We start from the raw sequence: 21,597 nt of genomic DNA on the forward strand, positions 1-21,597 counted from the left end.
CCCTACAATCTGTCGCATGTTTGTTCACCTGCGCCTCCACTCTGAATTTTCTGTCGTTGACGGGACCAACCGCATCGACGAGGTGGTGAAAGCAGCCGCAACTGACCAGCAACCCGCACTGGCCATCACGGACATCAACAACCTGTATGGCGCCATCAAGTTTTACAAAGAAACCCGTGGCAAGGGCGTCAAGCCCGTCATCGGCGCCGAGATTTACCTAGAGAGCCTCACCCAAGACGCCGCGCAGACCTCGCGCATGGTGCTCTTGGTGCAAAACCATCAGGGTTACTTGAACCTGTGCGAACTTATCAGCCGTGGCTGGACACAAAACGTGCACAGAGCCGTGGCTGTCATCAAGCTAGAGTGGCTGCAAGAGTTGTCGCAAGGCCTGATTGCTTTGTCGGGCGCGCAAGCCGGTGCAGTGGGCCAAGCCTTGGTGCAAGGCGACACCACACGTGCAGGCGAAGTGGCCTTGCTGTTGGCAGGCATCTTTCCGCATCGTTTTTACATTGAGCTGCAACGTGCAGGCCGTGCGGATGACGAAACCCATGTGTCTGCCGCTGTTCAGCTGGCCGCGCGCCTGAGCCTGCCCGTGGTGGCCACACACCCTGTGCAGTTCACACAGCCCGACGACTACGAAGCGCACGAAGCGCGTGTGTGCATTGCCGAAGGCGAAATCTTGGGGAACCAACGCCGTGTGCGCAAGTTCACACGTGAGCAGTATTTCAAATCATCCGCACAAATGTGCGAGCTGTTTGCCGATGTGCCCAGTGCCATTGCCAACACGGTGGAGATTGCCAAGCGTTGCAACTTGACCTTGGTGCTTGGCAAGCCGCAGCTGCCCAACTTTCCCATCCCGCCTGTGAACGGTGTGGTGATGTCTGTGGAAGCGTATTTCCGCCACGTGTCGCACGAAGGCCTCGAAGCACGCTTGCTGCACCTTTATCCAGTGGAGGCCAAACGCAACGAGGAGCGTCCACGTTATGTGGACCGCTTGGAGTTTGAGCTGAACACGATTTTGAACATGGGCTTTCCCGGCTACTTCTTGATCGTGGGTGACTTCATTCAGTGGGCCAAGGCCAATGGCTGCCCCGTGGGCCCAGGCCGTGGCTCGGGTGCTGGTTCACTTGTGGCCTATGCGCTGAAGATCACCGACCTTGACCCGCTGCAATACAACTTGCTGTTCGAGCGTTTCTTGAACCCCGAGCGGGTCTCCATGCCCGACTTTGACATTGACTTTTGCCAAACCAACCGCGACCGCGTGATTGACTACGTGAAAGACAAATACGGCCGCGATGCCGTGTCGCAAATTGCCACCTTCGGCACCATGGCGGCGCGTGCCGCGATTGGTGACGTGGGGCGTGTGCTCGACATGAGCTACACCTTCTGCAAGGGCATCAGCGGCTTGATTCCCAACAAGCCGGGGCAGCACATCACCATCGCTGGCGCGATTGAGGTGGAGCCCATCTTGGCCGAGCGTTTGGCCAAAGAGGATGAAGTCAAAACCTTGTTGGAGCTGGCGCAAAAGCTCGAAGGCATGACGCGTAACGTGGGCATGCACGCGGGTGGTGTGTTGATTGCGCCGGGCAAGTTGACCGACTTCTGTCCGCTGTACCAACAGCCGGGCAGCGAATCGGCGGTGAGCCAGTTTGACAAAGACGACGTCGAAGCCGCGGGCTTGGTGAAGTTCGACTTTTTGGGCTTGGCCACCCTGACCATTTTGGAGATTGCGCGCGAGTTCATCATGGCCCGTCACAAGGGCCAAGAGAACTTCGCGTTTGAAAACATCCCGCTTGACGACAAGCGCACGTACGAACTGTTCCAAGACGGCAAAACCGAAGCTGTGTTCCAGTTTGAAAGTCGCGGCATGCAGGGCATGTTGCGCGATGCGCGTCCCACGCGTTTGGAAGACTTGATTGCGCTGAACGCCTTGTACCGGCCCGGTCCGATGGACTTGATTCCAAGCTTCGTGGCGCGTAAGCACGGACGCGAAACCATCGAGTACCCACACCCCATGGTGGCTGAGATGCTGTCCGAGACCTACGGCATCATGGTGTACCAAGAGCAGGTGATGCAGACCGCGCAGATTTTGGGCGGCTACTCACTCGGTGGCGCCGACATGTTGCGCCGCGCCATGGGTAAAAAGAAGCCCGAGGAGATGGCGGAGCACCGCGAAATCTTCCGCGCTGGTGCTGCCAAAAACAACATCACCCAAGACAAAGCCGACGAAATTTTTGACTTGATGGAGAAGTTTGCGGGCTACGGTTTTAACAAGTCGCACGCCGCTGCTTATTCGCTGCTGGCGTATCACACCGGTTGGTTGAAGGTGCATTACACGGCCGAGTTCTTCTGCGCCAACATGACGGTGGAGATGGACAACACCGACAAGCTCAAGGTGTTGTTTGAAGACGCCCACAAGATGGGCCTCACCTTTGAAGCACCCGATGTGAACCGAGGCTTCTACCGCTTCGAACCTATTTCAGACAAAGTCATTCGCTATGGCCTAGGCGCCATCAAAGGTTCAGGCCAACAAGCGATTGAAGCCATCGTGGCTGCGCGCGAAGAGGGGCCATTCACCAGTCTGTTCGATTTTTGCCGCCGCGTGGACCGCAGCCGTTTGAACAAACGCACGGTCGAAGCCCTCATCAAAGCCGGTGCGTTTGACAACTTGCACCTCAACCGTGCCGAGCTGTTGGCCAGCGTAGAACGTGCGTTTGACTTTGCCTCAGCCAGCGAAGCCAACGCCAACCAAGGCGGCCTGTTTGACATGATGGGCGAAGACGCCCACGGTTCCAGCACCCAAGAACCCGAATACGTGGAGATGCTGCCTTGGGGCGTGAAAGAGCGCCTCACGCACGAAAAAGTGGCACTGGGCTTTTACTTGTCTGGCCACTTGTTTGACGAAGTCGAGCGCGAGGTGCGTCGCTTTGCCCGCACCCGCATTGAAGACTTGATGGACTCGCGCGAGCCACAGTTGTTGTCGGGCATCGTCAGCGATATGCGTGTCATCAACGGGCAACGCGGCAAGCTCGCCATCTTCAAGCTGGACGACAAATCAGCAGTGATTGAAGCCACGGCTGACGAGGCCACCATCAACACCTACCGCAACACCTTGAAAGATGACGAGCTAGTCATCATCATGGGCAAGGCGCAGCCCGATCGTTTTTCGGGCGGCTTGCGTTTGTCCATCCAACAAGTGTGGAGCTTGGAGCAAGCGCGTTGCCGCTTTGGCAAATACCTCAGCGTTACTGTCAACGGCACCTCGCCCGACATCGCCCGTCTCTTGCGTGAACACCCCGCCAAAGTGGAGCAATCCGAGCAGGGCGAGTTGGTGCGCGGCATGGGCGTACGATTGAAGCTGCTGCGCGACGGCGCCACCGCTGATGTACAGCTGGGCGATAGCGCCAAATTTTTCCCTAGCGATGCGGCCTTAGCCAGTTGGATGGCACAGGCCCACGATGGGCAATCACACATCATTTACGAGTAACCATTTATGTGGACCATTCCTACGCTCATGACACTGGCACGCATTGCGGCCATTCCTTTGATCGTGGGGCTGTTTTACTTGCCCATTGAAACCGCAGAGCGCAACCTGTGGGCCACCGTGATGTTTGTGGTGTTCGCTTTGACCGATTGGCTCGATGGTTACTTGGCGCGCAAGCTCAACCAGTCGTCAGCCTTCGGCGCTTTTCTCGACCCAGTCGCCGACAAGTTTTTGGTGTGTGCGAGTTTGCTGATCTTGGTGCACCTTGGGCGCGCCGATGTGTTGGTGGCGCTCATCATCATTGGGCGCGAAATTGCCATCTCTGCTTTGCGCGAGTGGATGGCACAAATCGGCGCGTCGCGCAGTGTGGCTGTGCATGTGCTGGGCAAGCTCAAGACCATGGTGCAAATGGTGGCGATCCCGTTCTTGTTGTTTGATGGTCAGTTGTTTGGCTTGATTGACACCGCCTTGTGGGGCACGGTACTCATTTGGATTGCAGGCGTGTTGACCGTTTGGTCGATGGTGTACTACCTGCAAAAGGCTTGGCCTGATATCTTGGATCACGCCAAGTAATGGAGAACCAGCACAGCCAAGCATGGCTGCGCGCCATGCCTGTGGTGTTTGTGTTGATATGGAGCACAGGCTTCATCGTGGCGCGCTACGGCATGCCCAATTCGCCACCGTTTACTTTCTTGCTGTGGCGCTACATTTTTTCCATTCTGTGTTTTGTGCTGTGGGTCAAATGGGCGCGTGTGCCTTGGCCACAGGGCAGGGTGCAGTGGCTGCATTTGGCGGTCACGGGTGTGTTGATGCACGCTGGTTATTTGGGCGGCGTCTGGGCTGCCGTCAAAGTGGGCATGGGCGCAGGCTTGACCGCTTTGATTGTGGGATTGCAACCCGTGCTCACGGCCATTTGGTTGTCGGCACGCGGTGGCCATGTGTCGCGTCGCCAGTGGCAAGGGTTGGCTTTGGGTTTTGTGGGCTTGGCTATGGTGGTGTCGCGCAAACTCGACGGCGGTATTGAAGTCACGCCATGGAGCCTGACCATGATCATCATGGCCTTGGTGTCCATCACCACCGGCACGCTGCATCAAAAACGTTTTGTGAAGCCATGCGATGTGCGCACCGCCAATGCCGTGCAGCTCATGGCCGCGTACGTGGTGACCTTGCCAATCGCGCTGATGGAAACTGAACCCGCCTTGTGGAATGCTGAGATGACCTGGGCGCTTGCATGGTCTGTGCTGGCATTGACCTTGGGCGGCAGCTCGCTGTTTTACATCCTCATCCAACGTGGTGCTGCCGCGGCAGTGACCAGTCTCATGTATTTGGTGCCACCCACCACCGCCGTGATGGCATGGGTTTTGTTCAACGAGCCCATCACCTTGGTGACACTTGCAGGCATTGCGGTGACCGCTGTTGGGGTGAGCTTAGTGGTACGGCCACCTAAAATCACGGCTTGATTTTTAAAGGTTGAAGATGAGTCAAAAACGCATTGCAGTGATCGCCGGCGACGGCATTGGCAAAGAAGTCATGCCCGAGGGCATTCGCGTCATGGACACCGTGGCCCGCAAATTTGGCATCGACTTGAAGTTTGACCACTTCGATTTTTCAAGCTGGGACTATTACGAGAAGCACGGCAAGATGCTGCCCGATGATTGGAAAGATCAAATCGGCGGCCACGATGCCATCTACTTTGGCGCGGTGGGTTGGCCTGACAAAATTGCCGACCACGTGTCGCTGTGGGGCTCGTTGTTGATGTTCCGTCGTGAGTTTGACCAGTACATCAACTTGCGCCCAGCCCGCTTGATGCCTGGCATCATCGCTCCCGTGGTGCGCCGTGACGGCTCGCCACGCCAGCCCGGTGAGATTGACATGTACATCGTGCGCGAAAACACCGAAGGCGAATACTCCAGCATTGGTGGGCGCATGTACCCCGGCACTGAGCGCGAAATCGTGATGCAAGAAACCGTGATGTCACGCATTGGCGTGGACCGCGTGTTGAAGTTTGCGTTTGAGTTGGCTCAGACGCGTCCTAAAAAGCACTTGACCAGCGCCACCAAATCCAACGGTATCGCCATCACCATGCCTTATTGGGATGAGCGCGTGGTGGAGATGGCCAAGAACTATCCAGGCATCAACGTGGACAAGTTCCACATCGACATCTTGACGGCGCACTTTGTGCAGCGCCCCGACTTCTTTGACGTGGTGGTGGCCAGCAATTTGTTTGGCGACATCTTGAGCGACTTAGGCCCAGCATGCACTGGCACGATTGGCATTGCGCCCAGTGCTAACTTGAACCCCGACCGCAAGTTTCCGTCGTTGTTTGAACCCGTGCACGGTTCGGCGCCAGACATTGCAGGCAAGGGCATTGCGAATCCGATTGGCCAAATTTGGTGTGGCGCCATGATGCTTGAGTTCTTGGGCCACAAAGACGCACACGATGCGGTGATGGCAGCCATTGAAAAGGTGTTGGACCCCAAGAGTGGTGCACCCAAAACACCTGACATTGGTGGTAACGCTAGTACTTCAGATGTCGGTCGTGCGATTGCTGAAGCCTTGTGATTTTTAGCTTCAAAAAACGACTAGAATTCGCTCCCATGCTGTCTTGCGCGCCGCTTCTCTTTCAGTGAAGTTTGTCGCAAAAAGGGCCGAGACTCCCATAGCAGCGTTACACCTCGTATGGCTTGTAAACTAGCCATACCTATTGATCAACATCACATCTCATTGAGAGGGGATTTTTGTGAATAAAACAGAACTGATTGAGCACATTGCTAAGCACGCCGATATTTCCAAGGCTGCGGCCACTCGCGCACTCGAGTCCACCATCGGCGCGGTGAAGACCACCTTGAAAAAAGGCGGCACAGTTTCTTTGGTTGGTTTCGGTACTTTTGCAGTTGGCAAACGTGCTGCACGTACAGGCCGCAATCCTCGCACTGGCGAAGCCATCAAGATCAAGGCAGCTAAAGTGCCTAAGTTCCGTCCAGGTAAAGGTCTGAAAGACGCCTTGAACTAATTTAAGGTTCAGGATGGGTGCTTAGCTCAGTTGGCAGAGCGGCTGCCTTACACGCAGTAGGTCGGCGGTTCGACCCCGTCAGCACCCACCACCCATTAAAAAGGCGAACTCCGATGTTCGCCTTTTTTCTTGGCTTCTCACACATCACGATGAGTCCACTTCATGTTTGATTTTGTTCGCAAGCACACGCGGGTCATGCAATTTTTGCTGTTCCTGTTGATCTTCCCGTCTTTTGTTTTGTTCGGCCTTGAGGGCTACAACCGTTTTCGCGAAGGCGGTGCAACGGTTGCCACCGTCGATGGTCATGACATCACGCAAGCGGATTGGGATGCAGCACATCGCAGCCAAGTCGAGCGCATGCGCAGCAGCATGCCCAATGTGGATGTGAAGTTGTTTGACACACCTGAAGCCAAATACAGCACGCTTGAGCGCATGGTGCGCGACCGCCTTCTGCAAGTGGCGGCGAGCAAATTGCGTTTGGGTGCCAGCGATGCGCGTTTAGCCGCAGAGTTGCAACAAAACCCAACCATTGCAGCTTTGCGCCGCGCCGATGGCACGTTGGACATGGAGCGCTATCGTCAGTTGCTGGCCACGCAAGGCATGTCACCAGAGTCGTTTGAGGCGCAAGTGCGTGGCGACTTGGCCTCGCGTCAAGTGATGTCAGGTGTAGGCGTGACCAGCTTTAGCGCTAACGCCTTGGCCGATGTGACCTTGAATGCTTTTTATGAGCAACGCCAAGTGCAGGTGGCAAAGTTTGTGCCTGCTGACTTTGTGTCTCAAATCAAACCCAGTGATGAAGATCTGGAGACCTACTACAAAGCCAATGCCGACAAGTTTCAGTCCGCTGAACGTGCAGACATTGAATATGTGGTTTTAGATTTGGCTGCAGTGCAAAAAGGCATTGTGGTGCCAGAGGCTGAACTCAAGTCGTACTACGAACAAAACGCAGCCCGCTTGGCTGGCTTGGAAGAGCGTCGTGCGAGCCACATCTTGATCAATGCCGACAAAGGTGCCTCTGCGGCTGAGCGTGATGCTGCTCGTGTCAAGGCCCAAAGCTTATTAGCTGAGGTGCAAAAGTCGCCCAATCAGTTTGCTGAGTTGGCGCGTAAAAACTCGCAAGACACAGGCTCTGCTGCCAAAGGTGGTGACCTCGATTTCTTTGGCCGTGGTGCCATGGTCAAGCCTTTCGAAGAGGCGGCTTTCGCCCTGAAAAAGGGCGAGACCAGCGGTGTGGTGGAAACCGAATTTGGTTTTCACATCATCCGTCTGACTGACATCAAACTGCCTGAGCAAAAAAGCTTTGAGTCGCAACGCGCCAAGCTGGAGCAAGAAGTGCGTGGCCAACTGGCGCAGCGCAAATTTGCTGAGGCTGCTGAGCAGTTCACCAACATCGTGTACGAACAGTCTGATAGCCTGAAGCCCGTGGCTGAGCGCTTGAAGTTGGACGTGCAACATGCCAGCAACTTGGGACGTGAAGTGGTGGCGGGCATGACCGCAGCCAATAACCCTAAGCTGTTGGCTGCTGTGTTCTCACCAGATTCGATTGAGAAAAAGCGCAACACCGAAGCCGTGGAGTTGGCGCCCAATGTCTTGGCTGCAGCCCGCATCACCAGCTACAGTCCCGCGCGCACCTTGCCTTTGGATGAAGTCAAAGCCCGCGTCCGCGAACAAGTGGTGGCGCAACTTGCCGGTGAACGCGCACGCTCAGAAGGTGCAGCCAAGTTGACCGAGTGGAAGGCCAGCCCAGACGCTGCCAAATTGCCAGCTGCCATCGTGGTGTCGCGCGAATCCAAGCAAGCACAACCTTCGGCTCTGGTCGAAGCCGCTTTGCGTGCCAGTACCCAAACGCTGCCAGCGTGGGTGGGCGTTGATTTAGGCGTCAGTGGTTATGCCGTGGTAAAGGTTGAAAAAGTGTTGCCACGCGATGCAGCTAATTCACAAAGTTTGGCTCGTGAGCGTGAGCAGTACGCCCAATGGTGGGCTTCCGCCGAGGGCTTGGCTTATTACAAGCTATTAAAAGAAAAATTTAAGGCGGAAATCAAAGTAGCTCGGTTATAATCTTTGCTTCTACGGTGGCTGTAGCTCAGTTGGTAGAGTCCAGGATTGTGATTCCTGTTGTCGTGGGTTCGAGCCCCATCAGCCACCCCAGCATTTACTCCCGCAGTTTTATGTGCCGTCCAAGTTAGTTTGGGTGCATGTTGAGGGTTCAGATTCAAGCCTCTAAGTGTCATGCTTAGAGGCTTTTTTCTTGTCTGAGTTGAACGGATGTCTTAAAGCTTGTACGCATCCCATACGGATCAATGACGACTGGGTCTGCTCTGAAGAGATTCGTTGGGCTCTTGTGTAATCTGCACCAACGCTCCCTTGCGCATCTTTGTTGTAGGAAATACCCAATCCATAAATCGTGTGTGTACAGCTTGTCGTGGTTGTCGTTTGCAACACGCTTCGTCGAGCTGTTGTTATATCAGTTAAATATGTAACATTGCCAAGATGAAATCTACCTACCTTCGCTTCTTGCAACTCCTCCATGTTGTGGATGGCAATTCCACATCGCTTGTGGATATTGATGAGACAGCGAAACAGTTACTGAATGTGATTGCACGTCATCATGCACAAGGCAAGGCGCTGACGGTGACTGAAGCGATGGCTTTGAGTTCAGTCGCAAGCCCTGCGACTATCCATCGCAAGCTGGATGATTTGCGTGAAGTTGGATTGATTGAACAAATCTTTGAAGGCAAAAATCGCAGAACAAAGTATCTCGTGCCAACACAAGCTGCCGACAAATACTTCTCAAACCTCGGTGACGTGATCAAGCAGACATTCGCATCTGAGTAAATCTTTCTTGGCATGACGCCACCTATTGAATGCGTCACTGCCAATTTCTGATCACAGGCCGAGCCAATACACGGCTTTCCCTCTCCAAGGGAGGAGGGGGTGACGTTACGCCTTCACATGTTTTTCCAAGTTGGCTCAGAAAACTCGGTGACTAAGAAATCTAAGAACACGCGTACTTTAGGCATTCTGTGCCGCCCAGGGGGGTAAACCGCAGAGAGTAGAACGGGCTTTGGCACGTGGAACTTCGTGAGGATAGGCACTACCCATCCACGGCGAACGGCATGCTCGACTTGCATGTTCGCCACCCGTGCAATGCCTCCGCCAGCCATGATGATGCGCAAGGCTGTTTCTGCGTTGTCCGCCGTGATTCGTCCATTCACCTCGACCTCCGTTTCATGGCCGTTGACAAGAAACGGCCACTTCGACGGCTGCTGTTGCTTATTGCCCAAGACGATGCAGTCGTGCGCGGCGAGGTCCGAAGGGACTTGAGGAATTCCCCGACGTTCGAGATATTCGGTGGAGGAATAAATCATCCTTTCAAATTCTGAAAATTTGCGCGTGATGATGCCCTGGTCGCCAATGATTCCCGAGCGAATTCCCACATCCGCGTTCTCTGCCAGCAAATCAACGACTTTGTCGGTCACGGCCAACTCCACCTGTACATCGGGATACATCGCCATGAATTTTGGCAAGTGCAATGCCAGCACGTTGTAGGCAAATCCTGTGACGCAGTTCACGCGCAGCTTGCCCCTGGGGTTGCTGCCTGCTTGAGAGACTTCGGATTCCGCATCTTCAATGATTTGAAGAATATCTCTGGCACGCAGATAGAAGGTTTCGCCCTCGGCTGTCATGGATAGGCGACGTGTGGTTCGGTGAAGCAGTCGAACCCCCAATCTGTCTTCTAGCCTTGTGATGAGTTTGGACATCGCGGATGGGGTCAGTCCTAAATCGACAGCAGAGGCAGAGAAGTTTCCCCTTTCCACAACTTTGACAAACGCAAGAAACTCATGGCTCATATGTGAATTATTTTCATAAATATTGTTAAGGATAAGGTATTTATCTCATTTTTTTCGAGTGATACGATGAATTCAATCGCTGGTGATCGCTGGTCCATCGCCGTGATGAGAAAGCGTAAAAACCGCTGTTTAACTAAAAAACTGGAGACAAAAATGAAACGACTGGTTCTCAAAACCCTCATTACCGCAATGGCTGTAACGGCCTGGGGCATAAGTTTTGCTCAAGATGTGAAAGAGCGAACCATCAAAATTGCCTTTAGTCAAAGTGACAGCCATCCCCAAGGTTTGGGAGCCCAAAAGTTTGCCGATTTGGTGGCAAGCAAAAGTGGTGGCAAGTTAAAGGTGAACTTGTTCAGCAGCGGCAAGTTGGGCGGAGACCTTCAGGTGATCTCATCACTGCAAGGTGGTACGGTTGAAATGTTGATCACCACACCGGGTTTGTTGGCTGGCATGGTGAAAGATTTCGAAGCGGTTGATTTGCCATTCATGTTCCAAAGCCCAGAAGAGGCGTTGGCTGTGTTGGACGGACCTTTTGGCAAAAAGCTGTACAGCAAGATCCCTGAAAAGGGTCTGATTGGCATGGCGTATTGGGACTTCGGTTTTCGAAACGTGACCAATAGCAAGCGACCCATCACAAAGATGGAAGACCTGAGCGGTTTGAAGTTGCGTGTTGTGCCCGCTGCGATGTATGTGGATCTATTCAAAGGCTTGGGTGCAAACGCTTCGCCATTGCCATGGCCAGAGCTGTACGGTGCGTTGGAGCAAAAGGCGTTTGATGGTCAAGAAAACCCTGCTTCTGCCATTGCAGCCGCGAAGTTTTTTGAGGTTCAAAGTTATTTGTCTTTGACCAAGCACACTTACAACGCGCAAGCTGTCTTAGCCAGTAAGCGGTTCTGGGATCAGTTGTCATCCGCTGAGCAGAAAATTTTGCAAGATGCCATGAGTGAAGCCACACCGTATCAACGCCAAGTTTCTAGAGCATATGACGAGTCATCCTTAGATGTGCTGAGAAAAGAAGGCATGAAGGTCAATGACATCAGCCCAAGTGAGCGCAACCGCATGCGTGTGGCTTTGAAGGATGTCATTGAAAAGCACAGCGCACCTATTCGCGCAACCGTAGATGACTTGAATGTGGAGCTCGCCAAGTACCGCGCAGCTGCCAAATAACCCCGGATCATTTAACGGAAAGAGACAGAGATAGCCATGACTGCAAAAAAGATCTTTATCCTCAACGGCCCCAACCTGAATAGGTTGGGCACACGTGAGCCGCACATCTACGGAAAAGAAACGCTCGTCGATCTTGAGAAACGTTGCCGCGTCAAAGCAAAAGCCTTAGGGCTTGAGCTTGAATTCAGACAAACCAACTTTGAGGGCGTCTTGGTCGAGAGTGTTCATGATGCGATTGACCACGCCCACGGCATCATCATCAATCCCGCAGGCTTGACGTTCACATCTGTGCCGATCATGGATTCTTTGAAGATGTTTGACGGCCCCAAGGTTGAGTTGCACATCAGCAATGTGCACACCCGCGAGGCCGTCTATCACAACTCTTTGATGTCCAAGGTGGTGACTGCGGTCATGGCTGGCTTTGGCACCTCAGGGTATCTGCTGGCATTGGACTGGATGGCCGAGCGTTTGTCCGTCGAGAAATAAGCGAAAGATCAAGCCATGCACTTTGTTATGTATTGCCTTGACGTGCCCGGCAGCGCTGAAATTCGCGCCAAGCACGTGGAGGCACATAAGGCTTATTTATCTGCAGCCCCATTCAAAATTCTTGTGTCGGGACCTTTGCTTGAGGACGATAACGAAACCATCAACGGAAGTTGCTTTTTGATTGAGGCGGTAGACAAAGCGCAGCTGGTGAACTTCAATCAAAACGACCCCTTCATGAAAGCTGGGGTTTGGCAACAGGTTGAAATTCGTCATTTCGCCAAATGGCGGGACAACAGATGAATCAGTAGAGGCGAGCCCAAGGACTTTCAGTCAAGCACAGACACAAAGGCCGCTGGTTCAGACCGTGTTCTTTGGGGTTTGTACGCTGTGACGTGACCAAAGGCCAAATAGCAAACGCATTCTTCGTCGATGTGTAGCTTGAACAATTCGCGAATGCTCGACGCATTCATGGATTGCCCGCTGGTAATGCCGCTGCCGATCGCGAGTGTTTGCGCCATCAGCAACATGTTTTGAATCGCACACCCCAAAGAAACCAAGCGTTCATGTGTAGGCACTTGAGGTTCGGAGGGAACATGGCTAAGCACGGCCAATACCAAGCACGGCGCACGAAATGCTTTGTCATATGCGGTGTTCAGTTCTGCTTGGCTGGCCTTGGCGTCTCGCGCCTGCAATGCTTGTACAAATGCTTGACCCAAGGCCTCACGCTTTTCTTGCGGTATCACGATGAATCGCCAAGGGCGAATGCGACCGTGGTCAGGCGCTTGTGCGGCGGCACTGAACATCAAATTCAGTGCATCGGCATTCGGCCCTGGCGCTTCAAGCCGCTTGGGCGCGACATGGCTTCTGGCACGCATGTGCGCCAGAAGCAACTCAGCCGCGTCCGTGCGCATGGTCAATATTGTTTATAGGGCAAGAACTTGCCAGAGAGCACCACATTCACACGGTCACCTTTGGGGTCAGATTGACGCACGATGTCCATGGAAAAATCAATCGCGCTCATGATGCCGTCGCCAAATTCTTCGTGAATCAATTCTTTGATGGTGGTGCCGTACACGCTGACAATTTCGTACCAGCGGTAAATCAACGGGTCAGTGGGCACAGGCGTGGGCAACGAACCTTTGTAAGGCACCACTTGCAGCCACTTTTGTTCTTCTACATTGAGACCGAAAATTTTGCCAACGATTTTGGCTTGGCTGGCATCCAAGGTCATTTGGCCAAGGCAGGCGGCAGTGGTCCATTCTTTGGAAAGCCCCACTTTTTTAGCCACGTCTTCCCATTTGATGCCTTTAGACACTTTGGTACTGATGATTTTCTCTGTCACGTCGAGGCGGTTCATGTGCATTCCTAGGTTGGTTGAAAAGGTTTAGCCCGCAGCGACAAGGCGCTGGTTGCTCTGTTCGAGTTGTAAGAGACCAAGAATGACATCGCCCACCACGATGACGGAGGGGCTGGCCATTTGGTTTTGCACCACCGTGTTGTGTAGCTCATCCAGCGTGCACACCACATGGCGTTGTGTGGGAAGACTCACGTGTTGAATCACAGCGACGGGTGTGTGGGGGCTTAATCCGTGCAGCAGCGCTTCTTGCAGTTGCGCTGCACCGTGCATCCCCATGTAGATGACCAAGGTGAGCTTGGCTTGCGCTGCCGTGCGTGACAACCCGGTCCAATCCACCGTGTCGGTGGCACCTTGTTTGGCGTGGCCAGTGATGAACAACACACCATGCGCATGTGTGCGGTGTGTCAATGGCACGCCCAACGATGTCACACCTGCTAAACCTGCGGTGATGCCGTTGATGACGGTGACCTTCACACCTTGCGCGCGCAAGTGTTCGACTTCTTCACCGCCACGTCCAAAGATGAAAGGGTCGCCGCCTTTGAGTCGCACCACGTTTTCCCCGCCCAAGGCTTCTTGCAGCATCAGCTTTTCAATGAAGGCTTGTGGGGTTGATTTGCAACCGCCCCGTTTTCCGACATAGATGATGCGTGCGGTGCTAGATGCGTAGGCCACGATGGCGTCGCTCACCAAATCATCGACCAATAAGACGGTGGCTGCTTCAATGGCCTTCACCGCTTTGAGCGTTAGCAGTTCAGGGTCGCCTGGGCCTGCGCCCACAAGTGTGACGTGCGCCTGTGTGTGCGTATCGTTGTGTGTCATGTTGTGCTCTCGGTGAGTTGAATCATGCGGCGCAGCTCGGGGACGCATGAGCCGCATTGGGTACCGCACTTGAGCGTGCCTTGCAACGATGCCAAGCGCTGTGCGCTGTCGCCTTTGTAAATCTTCAGGTGATTGCGAATGGCCACATCTTTCACGCCCACGCAGCTGCACACGGTGATGCCTGCATCCACCAAGGCGACTGGTGGCTTGCTGCCTGTCATCAGCAAGCGGCGTCCGTATTCTTGGGTGGAAGCTTGTGTTTGCAGCAAAGCTTTGAGCCATGTCTCAGCTGAGGTGTCGCCCGCGATGATGAAGGCCTCCAGCTGAGTGTCATGCACTTTGTTTGCTTCGCTGTGTTGCAGGCGGATGCTGCGCAATTGGCTGCGTTTCGCATCGACGTAACGCAAGCTGTCGCTGCCGCTCAAACCCAAGAGTTGCTCCATGTCGTGCACCAAGGTCATGTCGGGCGCTTCGCTGCACGCGGCGCGCATGAGCACGCCTTGGCGTGCGGGGCACTGGATGACGCCGTTGTCGGGGGCGTCGCCACTGAAAGGCACGCAGCTGGCAAATTCAAACTGCACCATGCGCGCACGCAGGGCTTGCAAAATGGTTTGGGCTTTGTGCTCGGGCAACCAAGCCACGGCCAGCAAGGTCCAAGGCAGTTCGGCTTTGAGCACTTTGACCGCCGCATGCTTGAGCTCGGGTTGCTTGGAGCTGGGGCAATACGCCGAGGTGGTGATGGCGTTGACGCCTGCGAGCGGTTTGTTTTGGTGGTCGCGACCGCTCAAAAACGCAGGGCCCCAATGCATGGCGATGAAGGCTTGGTGGGCGCCGAGGTCGCTGCTGGCTTGGGCAGGCACCACGATGGAGCCGCGCTTGCTGGTGACGTGCACCAAGCTGCCTTCGGTCAGGTTGAGTCGCGCCATGTCGTCGGGGTGCAACTGCACCACGGGTTCAGCCACATGGCCAAAGAGTTTGCCGACCAAGCCGGTGCGCGTCATGCCGTGCCACTGGTCGCGCAAGCGGCCTGTGTTGAGCGAGAACGGAAAGCGTGACTCGCGTGCTTCCGCTGTGGGCACGTAGGGCAGTGCCGCAAATTTGGCGCGGCCGTTGGCGGTGGCGAACACGCCGTCTTCGTACAAACGCGCTTGGCCGTGGGCTGCACCTTCGCGCATGGGCCACTGCTCGGGTGTGCTTTCCAAGTGCGCGTAGCTCAGGCCCGTGATGTCGAGGTCACGGCCGCGGGTGGATTCGCGGTGCTCCACCCAAATTTCTTCGGGCGAGGTGTAGGCCATGTGCAGGCCATGTGGGGCGTTGTTGAGGTGTCCCAACGAGGAGGCGTTGTTGGGTGTGGCGTGTGCCGTGACACCCGGCTCTTCGGCTAAACGCGCGGCCAAGTCCACCACGATTTGCCAGTCGTGCCGTGCTTGGCCGGGTGCGGGCACCGCCGCACGCACGCGGGTGATGCGGCGTTCGCTGTTGGTGACGGTGCCTTCTTTTTCGCCCCAGGTGGTGGCGGGCAGCAACAGGTCAGCGAAGGCGCAGGTTTCGGCTGTGGCAAAGGCTTCTTGCACCACCACAAACTCCGCACGTTCTAAGGCGCGGCGCACGGTGGCTTGGTCGGGCATGGATTGTGCCGGGTTGGTGCAGGCAATCCACAGCGCTTTGATTTCGCCGTCGGCAGCGGCTTCAAACATTTCCACCGCGGTTTTGCCGGGCTTGGACGGCACATCGGCAATGCCCCACAAAGCGGCCACTTCGGCGCGGTGTTCGGGCTTGCTCATGTCGCGGTGCGCGCTGATGAGGTTGGCCAAACCACCCACCTCGCGACCGCCCATGGCGTTGGGTTGGCCCGTCAGCGAGAAGGGGCCTGCGCCGGCTTTGCCAATTTGAGCCGTAGCCAAATGCAAGTTGATCAGCGAGGCGTTCTTGGCTGTGCCGCTGCTGGACTGGTTCAAGCCTTGGCAATACAGGCTGAGCGTGCGCCATGCGGGCTCAGGCGCGTTGCGTGTGCTGTGCGGTGGCACTCCCGCAAACCAGCGGGTCGCTTGCAGCAGTTGTTCGGGGGTGATGCCGCACACCTCATGCACGCGTGCGGGCGTGTAGTCGGCCACCAAAGTTTGCAGTGCTTCAAAGCCCTCGGTGTGCGCGGCGATGTAGGCCGTGTCGACCCAGCCCTCGGCCAACATCACATGCAGCATGCCGTGAAACAGGGTCACATCCGTGCCGGGTTGCAGCTGCAAATGCAGGTCGGCGCTGCTCGCGGTGTCGGTGCGGCGCGGGTCGGCCACGATGATTTTGAGGTTGGGGTTTTTCGCCCGTGCGTCCTCGATGCGCCTGAACAAAATCGGGTGCGCATAGGCCGCGTTGCTGCCCGCGATGAACAGGCAGTTGGCGTGCATCACGTCGTCATAGCAAGCGGGTGGGGCGTCGGCGCCGAGGGTGAGCTTGTAGCCCGCCACCGCGCTGCTCATGCACAGGCGCGAGTTGGTGTCGATGTTGTTGGTGCCCAGCAGGCCTTTGGCCAATTTGTTGAACACGTAATAGTCTTCGGTCAGCAACTGGCCCGACACATAAAACCCCAAAGCATCAGGCCCGTGTGCGCGCACGATGCTGGCCAGTGTTTGGCTGGCCAATTGCATGGCGTTGTCCCACGCCATGGGTTGCAAACTACCGCCACGCACCAAGCGGCGCATGGGTTGCAGCAAACGCGTTTGTTCGGCCATCACGGGGCTGGCTGTGAGGTGCAGCGTTGAACCTTTGCTGCACAAGCGGCCAAAGTTGGCAGGGTGCGCGGGGTCGCCACGCACGCCCGTGATGTGCCCACCCTTGGATTCAATGATGACGCCGCAGCCCACACCGCAGTAGGGGCAGGTTGAACGCGTTTCTTTCATGGCGGCTTTCGGGCAGTGGGTGACGGGGTGTGAGGCGGTGGGTGTGTGTTTTAGTGTGGGGCGTCGTCAATGGCGAGCGTGTTGAGCTCGTTCACATCCAAGGCCACATCGCCGTTTTCCACCCGCACCGCAAAGCGGGTGGTGCAGCCTTCATCGGGCGCGTGGGCGCAGCCGTCGACCAAACCAATGTGCCAGTTGTGCAACGGGCACACCACGGTTTCGCCAAACACCAAGCCTTGGCTCAAAGGACCGCGCTTGTGCGGGCATTGGTCGAGCAGGGCAAACACCTTGTCTTCGGCGTTGCGAAACACCGCCACCTCCACGCCTTTGGCGCGCTGCACGCGGCGTGCGCCCAGCACGGGGATGTCGTCAACTTTGCAAATGACTTTCCATTCGGTCATGGTGTGTGTCCTTAAACGGTGATGGCTTCAAACTGGCGCGTGTCGACTTGTGCTTTGTCGAACTCAAACCAAGGGTCGGGTTCGCCGTCGAGCGCAAATTGCAAACGTGCCCACAAGGCTTTGCGGCCTGCTTCGTCGTCCAAGATTTTTCTCTTCACGTAGTCCATGCCCACGCGATTCACGTAGTGCACGGTGCGCTCCAAGTACCAGCCTTCTTCGCGGTAGAGCTGCATGAAGGCGCCGGTGTACGCCATCACCTCTTCGGAGGTTTTCACCTTCACGAAGAACTCGGCCACTTCGGTTTTGATGCCGCCGTTGCCTGCGATGTACATCTCCCAGCCGCTGTCCACGCCGATGATGCCCACGTCTTTGATGCCTGCTTCTGCGCAGTTGCGCGGGCAGCCCGACACCGCAAACTTCACCTTGTGTGGGGCGTACATGCGCCACATGGCTTTCTCAAGGTCCTTGCCCATTTGTGTGCTGTCTTGCGTGCCCATGCGGCACCACTCGCTGCCCACGCAGGTCTTGACGGTGCGCAAGGCTTTGGCGTAGGCGTGGCCGCAAGGCATGCCAATGTCTTTCCACACATTGACCAAGTCTTCTTTCTTCACACCAAGCAAGTCAATGCGTTGGCCGCCCGTGACCTTGACGGTGGGAATGTTGTACTTGTCCACCACATCTGCAATGCGGCGAAGCTCGTCGGCGGTGGTCTCGCCGCCCCACATGCGTGGGATGACGCTGTAAGTGCCATCCTTTTGGATGTTGGCGTGGCTGCGCTCGTTGATGAGGCGGCTTTGCGGGTCGTCCAAGGCTTCTTTGGGCCAGCTGCTCATGCGGTAATAGTTGATGGCTGGGCGGCAGGTGGCGCAGCCTGTGGCTTTGCTATCGGCGCTTGGTTTTTTCCATTCTAAGAATTCGAACACTGCATCGTTGGTCAACAGCTTGTGGTCACGAATGGCATCGCGCACTTCTTGGTGGCTGTGGTCGGTGCAGCCGCAGATGGCTTTTTTCTTCGGCGTGGCCGAGTAGTCGCCACCGGCGGTGAACATCAAAATCTGTTCGACCAAGCCCGTGCAGGAGCCGCACGAAGCGCTGGCCTTGGTGTGCTTGCGCACCTCATCCAAGGTGAACAAACCTTTGTCTTTGATGGCTTTGCAAATCGCGCCTTTTTTCACGCCGTTGCAACCGCACACCTCGGCATCGTCGGGCATGCTGGCGGCTTTGTTGTGGCCTTCATGGCCCACGTCACCGATGTTGGATTCGCCAAACATCAGCTTCTCGCGGATGTCGGCCACGCTGCGGCCATCGCGCAGCAGCTTGAAGTACCAGCTGCCGTCGACGGTGTCGCCGTATAAACACGCGCCCACCAATTGGTCGTTGCGGATGACGAGTTTTTTGTACACGCCTTCGTGCGGATCGCTCAGCACAATTTCTTCGGTGCTGCCGTCGTTACTGCCCATGAAATCACCCGCGCTGAACAAATCAATGCCCGTGACTTTGAGCTTGGTCGAAGTGAGCGATCCGGTGTAGCGGCCAATGCCGAACTCGGCCAAATGGTTAGCCAGCACCTTGCCTTGTTCAAACAAAGGCGCCACCAAACCATAGGCAATGCCACGGTGGGCCGCGCATTCGCCCACGGCATAGATGCGTGGGTCGGTCACGGTTTGCAGTGTGTCGCTGACCACAATGCCGCGCTCGCAATGCAGGTGCATCTTTTCGGCCAGCACTGTGTTGGGTCGAATGCCCACAGCCATCACCACCAACTCGGCGGGCACGTGTGAACCGTCTTTGAACAAGACCGAGGCCACGCGCCCGTTTTTGTCCGCTTGCAATTCTTGGGTGTGTGCGCCCATGCGGAATTGCATGCCGCGTTCTTCGAGCGAGCGTTGCAACAAACCGCCCGCGACTTTGTCGAGTTGACGCTCCATCAGCCATTCACCGACGTGCACCACGGTCACGCGCATGCCACGCTTTATCAAACCGTTGGCGGCTTCAAGGCCTAGCAAACCGCCGCCAATCACCACCGCATGTTTGTATTTCGTGGCCGCATCAATCATGGCCTGTGTGTCGGCAATGTCGCGGTAGGCCAGCACGCCGTCCAACTCGCGGCCCGGCACAGGCAGCATGAAGGGGTTAGAGCCCGTGGCCAAAATCAAGCGGTCATACGCTGCGCTTTTGACTTCGCCTGCGGCGTTGGTGGCATGCACCACGCGCTTGACACGGTCCACCTCGGTCACCGTCCAGCTGGTGTGCAGGGTGATGTGGTTGTCGCTGTACCAGTCGCGTGGGTTGAGGATGATTTCATCCAAGGTTTGTTCACCCGCCAACACCGGCGACAACAAGATGCGGTTGTAGTTGGGGTGTGGTTCCGAGCCGAAGACGGTGATGTCGTACAGGTCGGGCGTGAGCTTGATGAGTTCTTCCAAGGTGCGCACACCGGCCATGCCGTTGCCCACCATCACGAGTTTGAGTTTGTTGGTCATGTCCAACTCCTTAGTGTTTTTCCACGTGCGCTTGGCGCGTGTACAAAAAGTCAATCACGGCTTTGCGGTAGTGCAAATAGGCAGGGTCGTCGGCCAGCGTCACGCGTGAGCGGGGGCGAGGCAGGTCCACATGCAGCACTTCGCCGATGGTGGCAGCGGGGCCGTTGGTCATCATCACAATCTTGTCGGACAGCAACACGGCTTCGTCCACATCGTGCGTCACCATCACCACGGTGCTTTGGGTGTTGGCCACGATGGCCAGCAACTCGTCTTGCAGCTTGGCGCGGGTCAATGCATCCAAAGCGCCAAAGGGTTCGTCCATCAACAACACTTGCGGCTCCATCGCCAAGGCGCGTGCAATGCCCACACGTTGCTTCATGCCACCCGAAATTTCGCCAGGGCGTTTTTGTGCGGCGTGGCTCAAGCCCACCATGTCGAGTGCCGCGTGGGTGCGTGCGGTGAGTTGGGCTTTGTCTTCTTTGGGCTTGCCGTCCACGATGCCGGTTTGGCCGAACACGCGTTCCACGCCGAGGTAAACGTTTTCAAAGCAGGTCAGCCAAGGCAAGAGCGAGTGGTTTTGAAACACCACCGCGCGCTCGGGGCCTGGGCCTGCGATTTCGCGGTTGGCGCAAATCAAGGTGCCTTCGGTTGGCGTGGTCAAACCTGCAATCAGGTTGAGCAAGGTGGACTTGCCGCAACCCGAGTGGCCGATGAGGGCGACGAACTCGCCTTTGCCCACGGTCAGGTCGATGTCGCGCAGCGCAGGGAAATTGCCTTTGGCTGTTTTGAAGGTTTGGGCCACGCCCTGAATTTGCAAATATTTGCTGGTCAACGATGCGTTCATGACTGCACCTCCTCAAAGGTGAATGCGGTGGCGAGTTTGATGAGGGCGTACTCCAACACCAAGCCCACAATGCCAATCACGAAGATGGCGATGATGATGTTTTTCACATTCAGGTTGTTCCACTCGTCCCACACCCAAAAGCCAATGCCCACGCCACCGGTCAGCATCTCCGCAGCGACGATCACCAACCACGCTGTACCCACGGCCAAGCGCACGCCGGTCAACATGTAGGGCAACACCGCAGGGAACAAAATCTTGCTGACGATCTTCCATTCCGAGAGGTTGAGCACACGCGCCACGTTCATGTAGTCTTGCGGCACACGTTGCACACCCACCGCGGTGTTGATGACCATGGGCCAAATCGAACAAATGAAGATGGTCCAAATGGCCGCAGGGTTGGCGCCTTTGAACACCAACAAACCAATGGGCAACCAAGCCAGGGGCGACACAGGGCGCAACAAGCTGATGAGCGGGTTGAACATGCGCGACAAAAACTCGAAGCGCCCAATCAAGAAGCCCAAAGGAATGCCCACCAACGCAGCCAAACCAAAACCCAGTGCCACGCGCTTGAGAGAACTCCACACGTTCCAGCCCACGCCTTGGTCGTTGGGGCCGTTGCTGTAGAACGGGTTGCTGAACACATCCACGGCTTGCCAGAAGGTGTCGGTTGGGTTGGGAAAGTTGTTGGTGCTGGTGATGGACACCAGTGACCAAATGCCCACCAGCAGTGCCAAGCCCATGAAGGGCGGCACCACGCGTGACAACAGGTGTTTCAAAGTCATGAGATGTGTCCTTGTG

At 56.0% G+C, this 21,597-nt stretch carries 19 protein-coding genes and 2 tRNA genes; 12 read left to right on the top strand and 9 right to left on the bottom strand.

Features of this window, described 5'->3' with window-relative positions; all coding sequences use genetic code 11:
• The first annotated feature begins 16 nt into the window (after positions 1-16).
• The 9 genes from dnaE (at position 17) to B9Z44_RS11860 (ending at position 9,332) form a co-directional block, all read left to right on the top strand.
• Positions 17-3,487 carry a DNA polymerase III subunit alpha gene (dnaE, locus tag B9Z44_RS11820; protein ID WP_108402525.1) on the top strand — a complete coding sequence of 1,157 codons (3,471 nt, stop codon included), beginning with the start codon at positions 17-19 and terminating at the stop codon, positions 3,485-3,487.
• 6 nt (positions 3,488-3,493) lie between these two features.
• Positions 3,494-4,057: a CDP-diacylglycerol--glycerol-3-phosphate 3-phosphatidyltransferase gene (gene pgsA, locus B9Z44_RS11825; RefSeq protein ID WP_108359023.1), complete on the top strand. Its 564-nt coding sequence runs from the start codon at positions 3,494-3,496 to the stop codon at positions 4,055-4,057.
• Positions 4,057-4,944, top strand: a complete 888-nt coding sequence (locus B9Z44_RS11830; protein ID WP_108402526.1) for a DMT family transporter — start codon at positions 4,057-4,059, stop codon at positions 4,942-4,944. Before pgsA ends, B9Z44_RS11830 begins: the two co-directional genes overlap by 1 nt.
• Positions 4,945-4,960: 16 nt before the next feature.
• On the top strand, positions 4,961-6,046 hold the full coding sequence (locus B9Z44_RS11835) for a tartrate dehydrogenase (RefSeq protein ID WP_108359021.1): 1,086 nt from the start codon (positions 4,961-4,963) through the stop codon (positions 6,044-6,046).
• A 178-nt stretch (positions 6,047-6,224) separates the two neighbouring features.
• Positions 6,225-6,497 (top strand): HU family DNA-binding protein, encoded by a 273-nt coding sequence (locus tag B9Z44_RS11840; protein WP_104799252.1) that lies wholly within the window; start codon positions 6,225-6,227, stop codon positions 6,495-6,497.
• 15 nt (positions 6,498-6,512) lie between these two features.
• Positions 6,513-6,588 (top strand) — tRNA-Val (locus B9Z44_RS11845).
• A gap of 71 nt (positions 6,589-6,659) precedes the next feature.
• On the top strand, positions 6,660-8,555 hold the full coding sequence (locus tag B9Z44_RS11850) for a SurA N-terminal domain-containing protein (protein ID WP_108359020.1): 1,896 nt from the start codon (positions 6,660-6,662) through the stop codon (positions 8,553-8,555).
• A 14-nt stretch (positions 8,556-8,569) separates the two neighbouring features.
• Positions 8,570-8,645: transfer RNA gene (locus B9Z44_RS11855), tRNA-His, on the top strand.
• 342 nt (positions 8,646-8,987) lie between these two features.
• Positions 8,988-9,332 (top strand): hypothetical protein, encoded by a 345-nt coding sequence (locus B9Z44_RS11860; RefSeq protein ID WP_108402527.1) that lies wholly within the window; start codon positions 8,988-8,990, stop codon positions 9,330-9,332.
• A gap of 113 nt (positions 9,333-9,445) precedes the next feature.
• Here the strand turns inward: B9Z44_RS11860 and B9Z44_RS11865 are convergent, their stop codons facing one another.
• A complete protein-coding gene (locus tag B9Z44_RS11865; RefSeq protein WP_108402528.1) occupies positions 9,446-10,348 on the bottom strand; it encodes a LysR family transcriptional regulator in 903 nt (300 codons plus the stop codon).
• A 153-nt stretch (positions 10,349-10,501) separates the two neighbouring features.
• On the opposite strand from B9Z44_RS11865, the gene B9Z44_RS11870 reads away from it, so the two are divergent.
• Genes B9Z44_RS11870 through B9Z44_RS11880 form a run of 3 tightly spaced genes read left to right on the top strand, consistent with a single transcriptional unit; the run spans position 10,502 to position 12,301 of the window.
• Entirely contained in the window at positions 10,502-11,515 is a 1,014-nt protein-coding gene (locus B9Z44_RS11870; protein WP_108402529.1) for a TRAP transporter substrate-binding protein, read from the top strand.
• Positions 11,516-11,551: 36 nt separating this feature from the next.
• The gene (locus tag B9Z44_RS11875) at positions 11,552-12,001 is read left to right on the top strand and encodes a type II 3-dehydroquinate dehydratase (protein ID WP_108359007.1); all 450 of its coding nucleotides are present in this window, start codon (positions 11,552-11,554) and stop codon (positions 11,999-12,001) included.
• Positions 12,002-12,028: 27 nt separating this feature from the next.
• Positions 12,029-12,301 (top strand): YciI family protein, encoded by a 273-nt coding sequence (locus B9Z44_RS11880; protein WP_281258817.1) that lies wholly within the window; start codon positions 12,029-12,031, stop codon positions 12,299-12,301.
• 26 nt (positions 12,302-12,327) lie between these two features.
• Here the strand turns inward: B9Z44_RS11880 and B9Z44_RS11885 are convergent, their stop codons facing one another.
• The 8 genes from B9Z44_RS11885 to ntrB are packed head-to-tail and all read right to left on the bottom strand — an operon-like array spanning position 12,328 to position 21,581.
• On the bottom strand, positions 12,328-12,912 hold the full coding sequence (locus tag B9Z44_RS11885; protein WP_108402531.1) for a nitroreductase family protein: 585 nt from the start codon (positions 12,910-12,912) through the stop codon (positions 12,328-12,330).
• 2 nt (positions 12,913-12,914) lie between these two features.
• Entirely contained in the window at positions 12,915-13,358 is a 444-nt protein-coding gene (cynS, locus tag B9Z44_RS11890) for a cyanase (protein ID WP_108359329.1), read from the bottom strand.
• Positions 13,359-13,385: 27 nt separating this feature from the next.
• Positions 13,386-14,177, bottom strand: a complete 792-nt coding sequence (gene cobA, locus B9Z44_RS11895) for a uroporphyrinogen-III C-methyltransferase (RefSeq protein ID WP_108402532.1) — start codon at positions 14,175-14,177, stop codon at positions 13,386-13,388.
• Positions 14,174-17,071, bottom strand: coding sequence for a nitrate reductase (locus B9Z44_RS11900; RefSeq protein WP_108402533.1), 2,898 nt, complete (start codon positions 17,069-17,071; stop codon positions 14,174-14,176). Before B9Z44_RS11900 ends, cobA begins: the two co-directional genes overlap by 4 nt.
• Positions 17,072-17,121: 50 nt before the next feature.
• Positions 17,122-17,472 (bottom strand): nitrite reductase small subunit NirD, encoded by a 351-nt coding sequence (gene nirD, locus B9Z44_RS11905; protein WP_108402534.1) that lies wholly within the window; start codon positions 17,470-17,472, stop codon positions 17,122-17,124.
• An 11-nt stretch (positions 17,473-17,483) separates the two neighbouring features.
• Positions 17,484-19,955: a nitrite reductase large subunit NirB gene (gene nirB / locus B9Z44_RS11910; protein ID WP_108402535.1), complete on the bottom strand. Its 2,472-nt coding sequence runs from the start codon at positions 19,953-19,955 to the stop codon at positions 17,484-17,486.
• 10 nt (positions 19,956-19,965) lie between these two features.
• The gene (locus tag B9Z44_RS11915) at positions 19,966-20,799 is read right to left on the bottom strand and encodes an ABC transporter ATP-binding protein (protein WP_108359000.1); all 834 of its coding nucleotides are present in this window, start codon (positions 20,797-20,799) and stop codon (positions 19,966-19,968) included.
• Positions 20,796-21,581: a nitrate ABC transporter permease gene (ntrB, locus tag B9Z44_RS11920; RefSeq protein ID WP_108358999.1), complete on the bottom strand. Its 786-nt coding sequence runs from the start codon at positions 21,579-21,581 to the stop codon at positions 20,796-20,798. Before ntrB ends, B9Z44_RS11915 begins: the two co-directional genes overlap by 4 nt.
• Positions 21,582-21,597 lie beyond the last annotated feature (16 nt).

It is taken from the genome of Limnohabitans curvus (genome assembly GCF_003063475.1).
Lineage (GTDB): Bacteria > Pseudomonadota > Gammaproteobacteria > Burkholderiales > Burkholderiaceae_C > Limnohabitans > Limnohabitans curvus.

Coding starts and splice junctions, on each gene's coding strand:
- dnaE (WP_108402525.1), top strand. CDS start 17: ATGTTTGTTCACCTGCGCCTCCACTCTGAATTTTCTGTCGTTGACGGG.
- pgsA (WP_108359023.1), top strand. CDS start 3,494: ATGTGGACCATTCCTACGCTCATGACACTGGCACGCATTGCGGCCATT.
- B9Z44_RS11830 (WP_108402526.1), top strand. CDS start 4,057: ATGGAGAACCAGCACAGCCAAGCATGGCTGCGCGCCATGCCTGTGGTG.
- B9Z44_RS11835 (WP_108359021.1), top strand. CDS start 4,961: ATGAGTCAAAAACGCATTGCAGTGATCGCCGGCGACGGCATTGGCAAA.
- B9Z44_RS11850 (WP_108359020.1), top strand. CDS start 6,660: ATGTTTGATTTTGTTCGCAAGCACACGCGGGTCATGCAATTTTTGCTG.
- B9Z44_RS11860 (WP_108402527.1), top strand. CDS start 8,988: ATGAAATCTACCTACCTTCGCTTCTTGCAACTCCTCCATGTTGTGGAT.
- B9Z44_RS11865 (WP_108402528.1), bottom strand. CDS start 10,348: ATGAGCCATGAGTTTCTTGCGTTTGTCAAAGTTGTGGAAAGGGGAAAC.
- B9Z44_RS11870 (WP_108402529.1), top strand. CDS start 10,502: ATGAAACGACTGGTTCTCAAAACCCTCATTACCGCAATGGCTGTAACG.
- B9Z44_RS11875 (WP_108359007.1), top strand. CDS start 11,552: ATGACTGCAAAAAAGATCTTTATCCTCAACGGCCCCAACCTGAATAGG.
- B9Z44_RS11880 (WP_281258817.1), top strand. CDS start 12,029: ATGTATTGCCTTGACGTGCCCGGCAGCGCTGAAATTCGCGCCAAGCAC.
- B9Z44_RS11885 (WP_108402531.1), bottom strand. CDS start 12,912: ATGCGCACGGACGCGGCTGAGTTGCTTCTGGCGCACATGCGTGCCAGA.
- cynS (WP_108359329.1), bottom strand. CDS start 13,358: ATGAACCGCCTCGACGTGACAGAGAAAATCATCAGTACCAAAGTGTCT.
- cobA (WP_108402532.1), bottom strand. CDS start 14,177: ATGACACACAACGATACGCACACACAGGCGCACGTCACACTTGTGGGC.
- B9Z44_RS11900 (WP_108402533.1), bottom strand. CDS start 17,071: ATGAAAGAAACGCGTTCAACCTGCCCCTACTGCGGTGTGGGCTGCGGC.
- nirD (WP_108402534.1), bottom strand. CDS start 17,472: ATGACCGAATGGAAAGTCATTTGCAAAGTTGACGACATCCCCGTGCTG.
- nirB (WP_108402535.1), bottom strand. CDS start 19,955: ATGACCAACAAACTCAAACTCGTGATGGTGGGCAACGGCATGGCCGGT.
- B9Z44_RS11915 (WP_108359000.1), bottom strand. CDS start 20,799: ATGAACGCATCGTTGACCAGCAAATATTTGCAAATTCAGGGCGTGGCC.
- ntrB (WP_108358999.1), bottom strand. CDS start 21,581: ATGACTTTGAAACACCTGTTGTCACGCGTGGTGCCGCCCTTCATGGGC.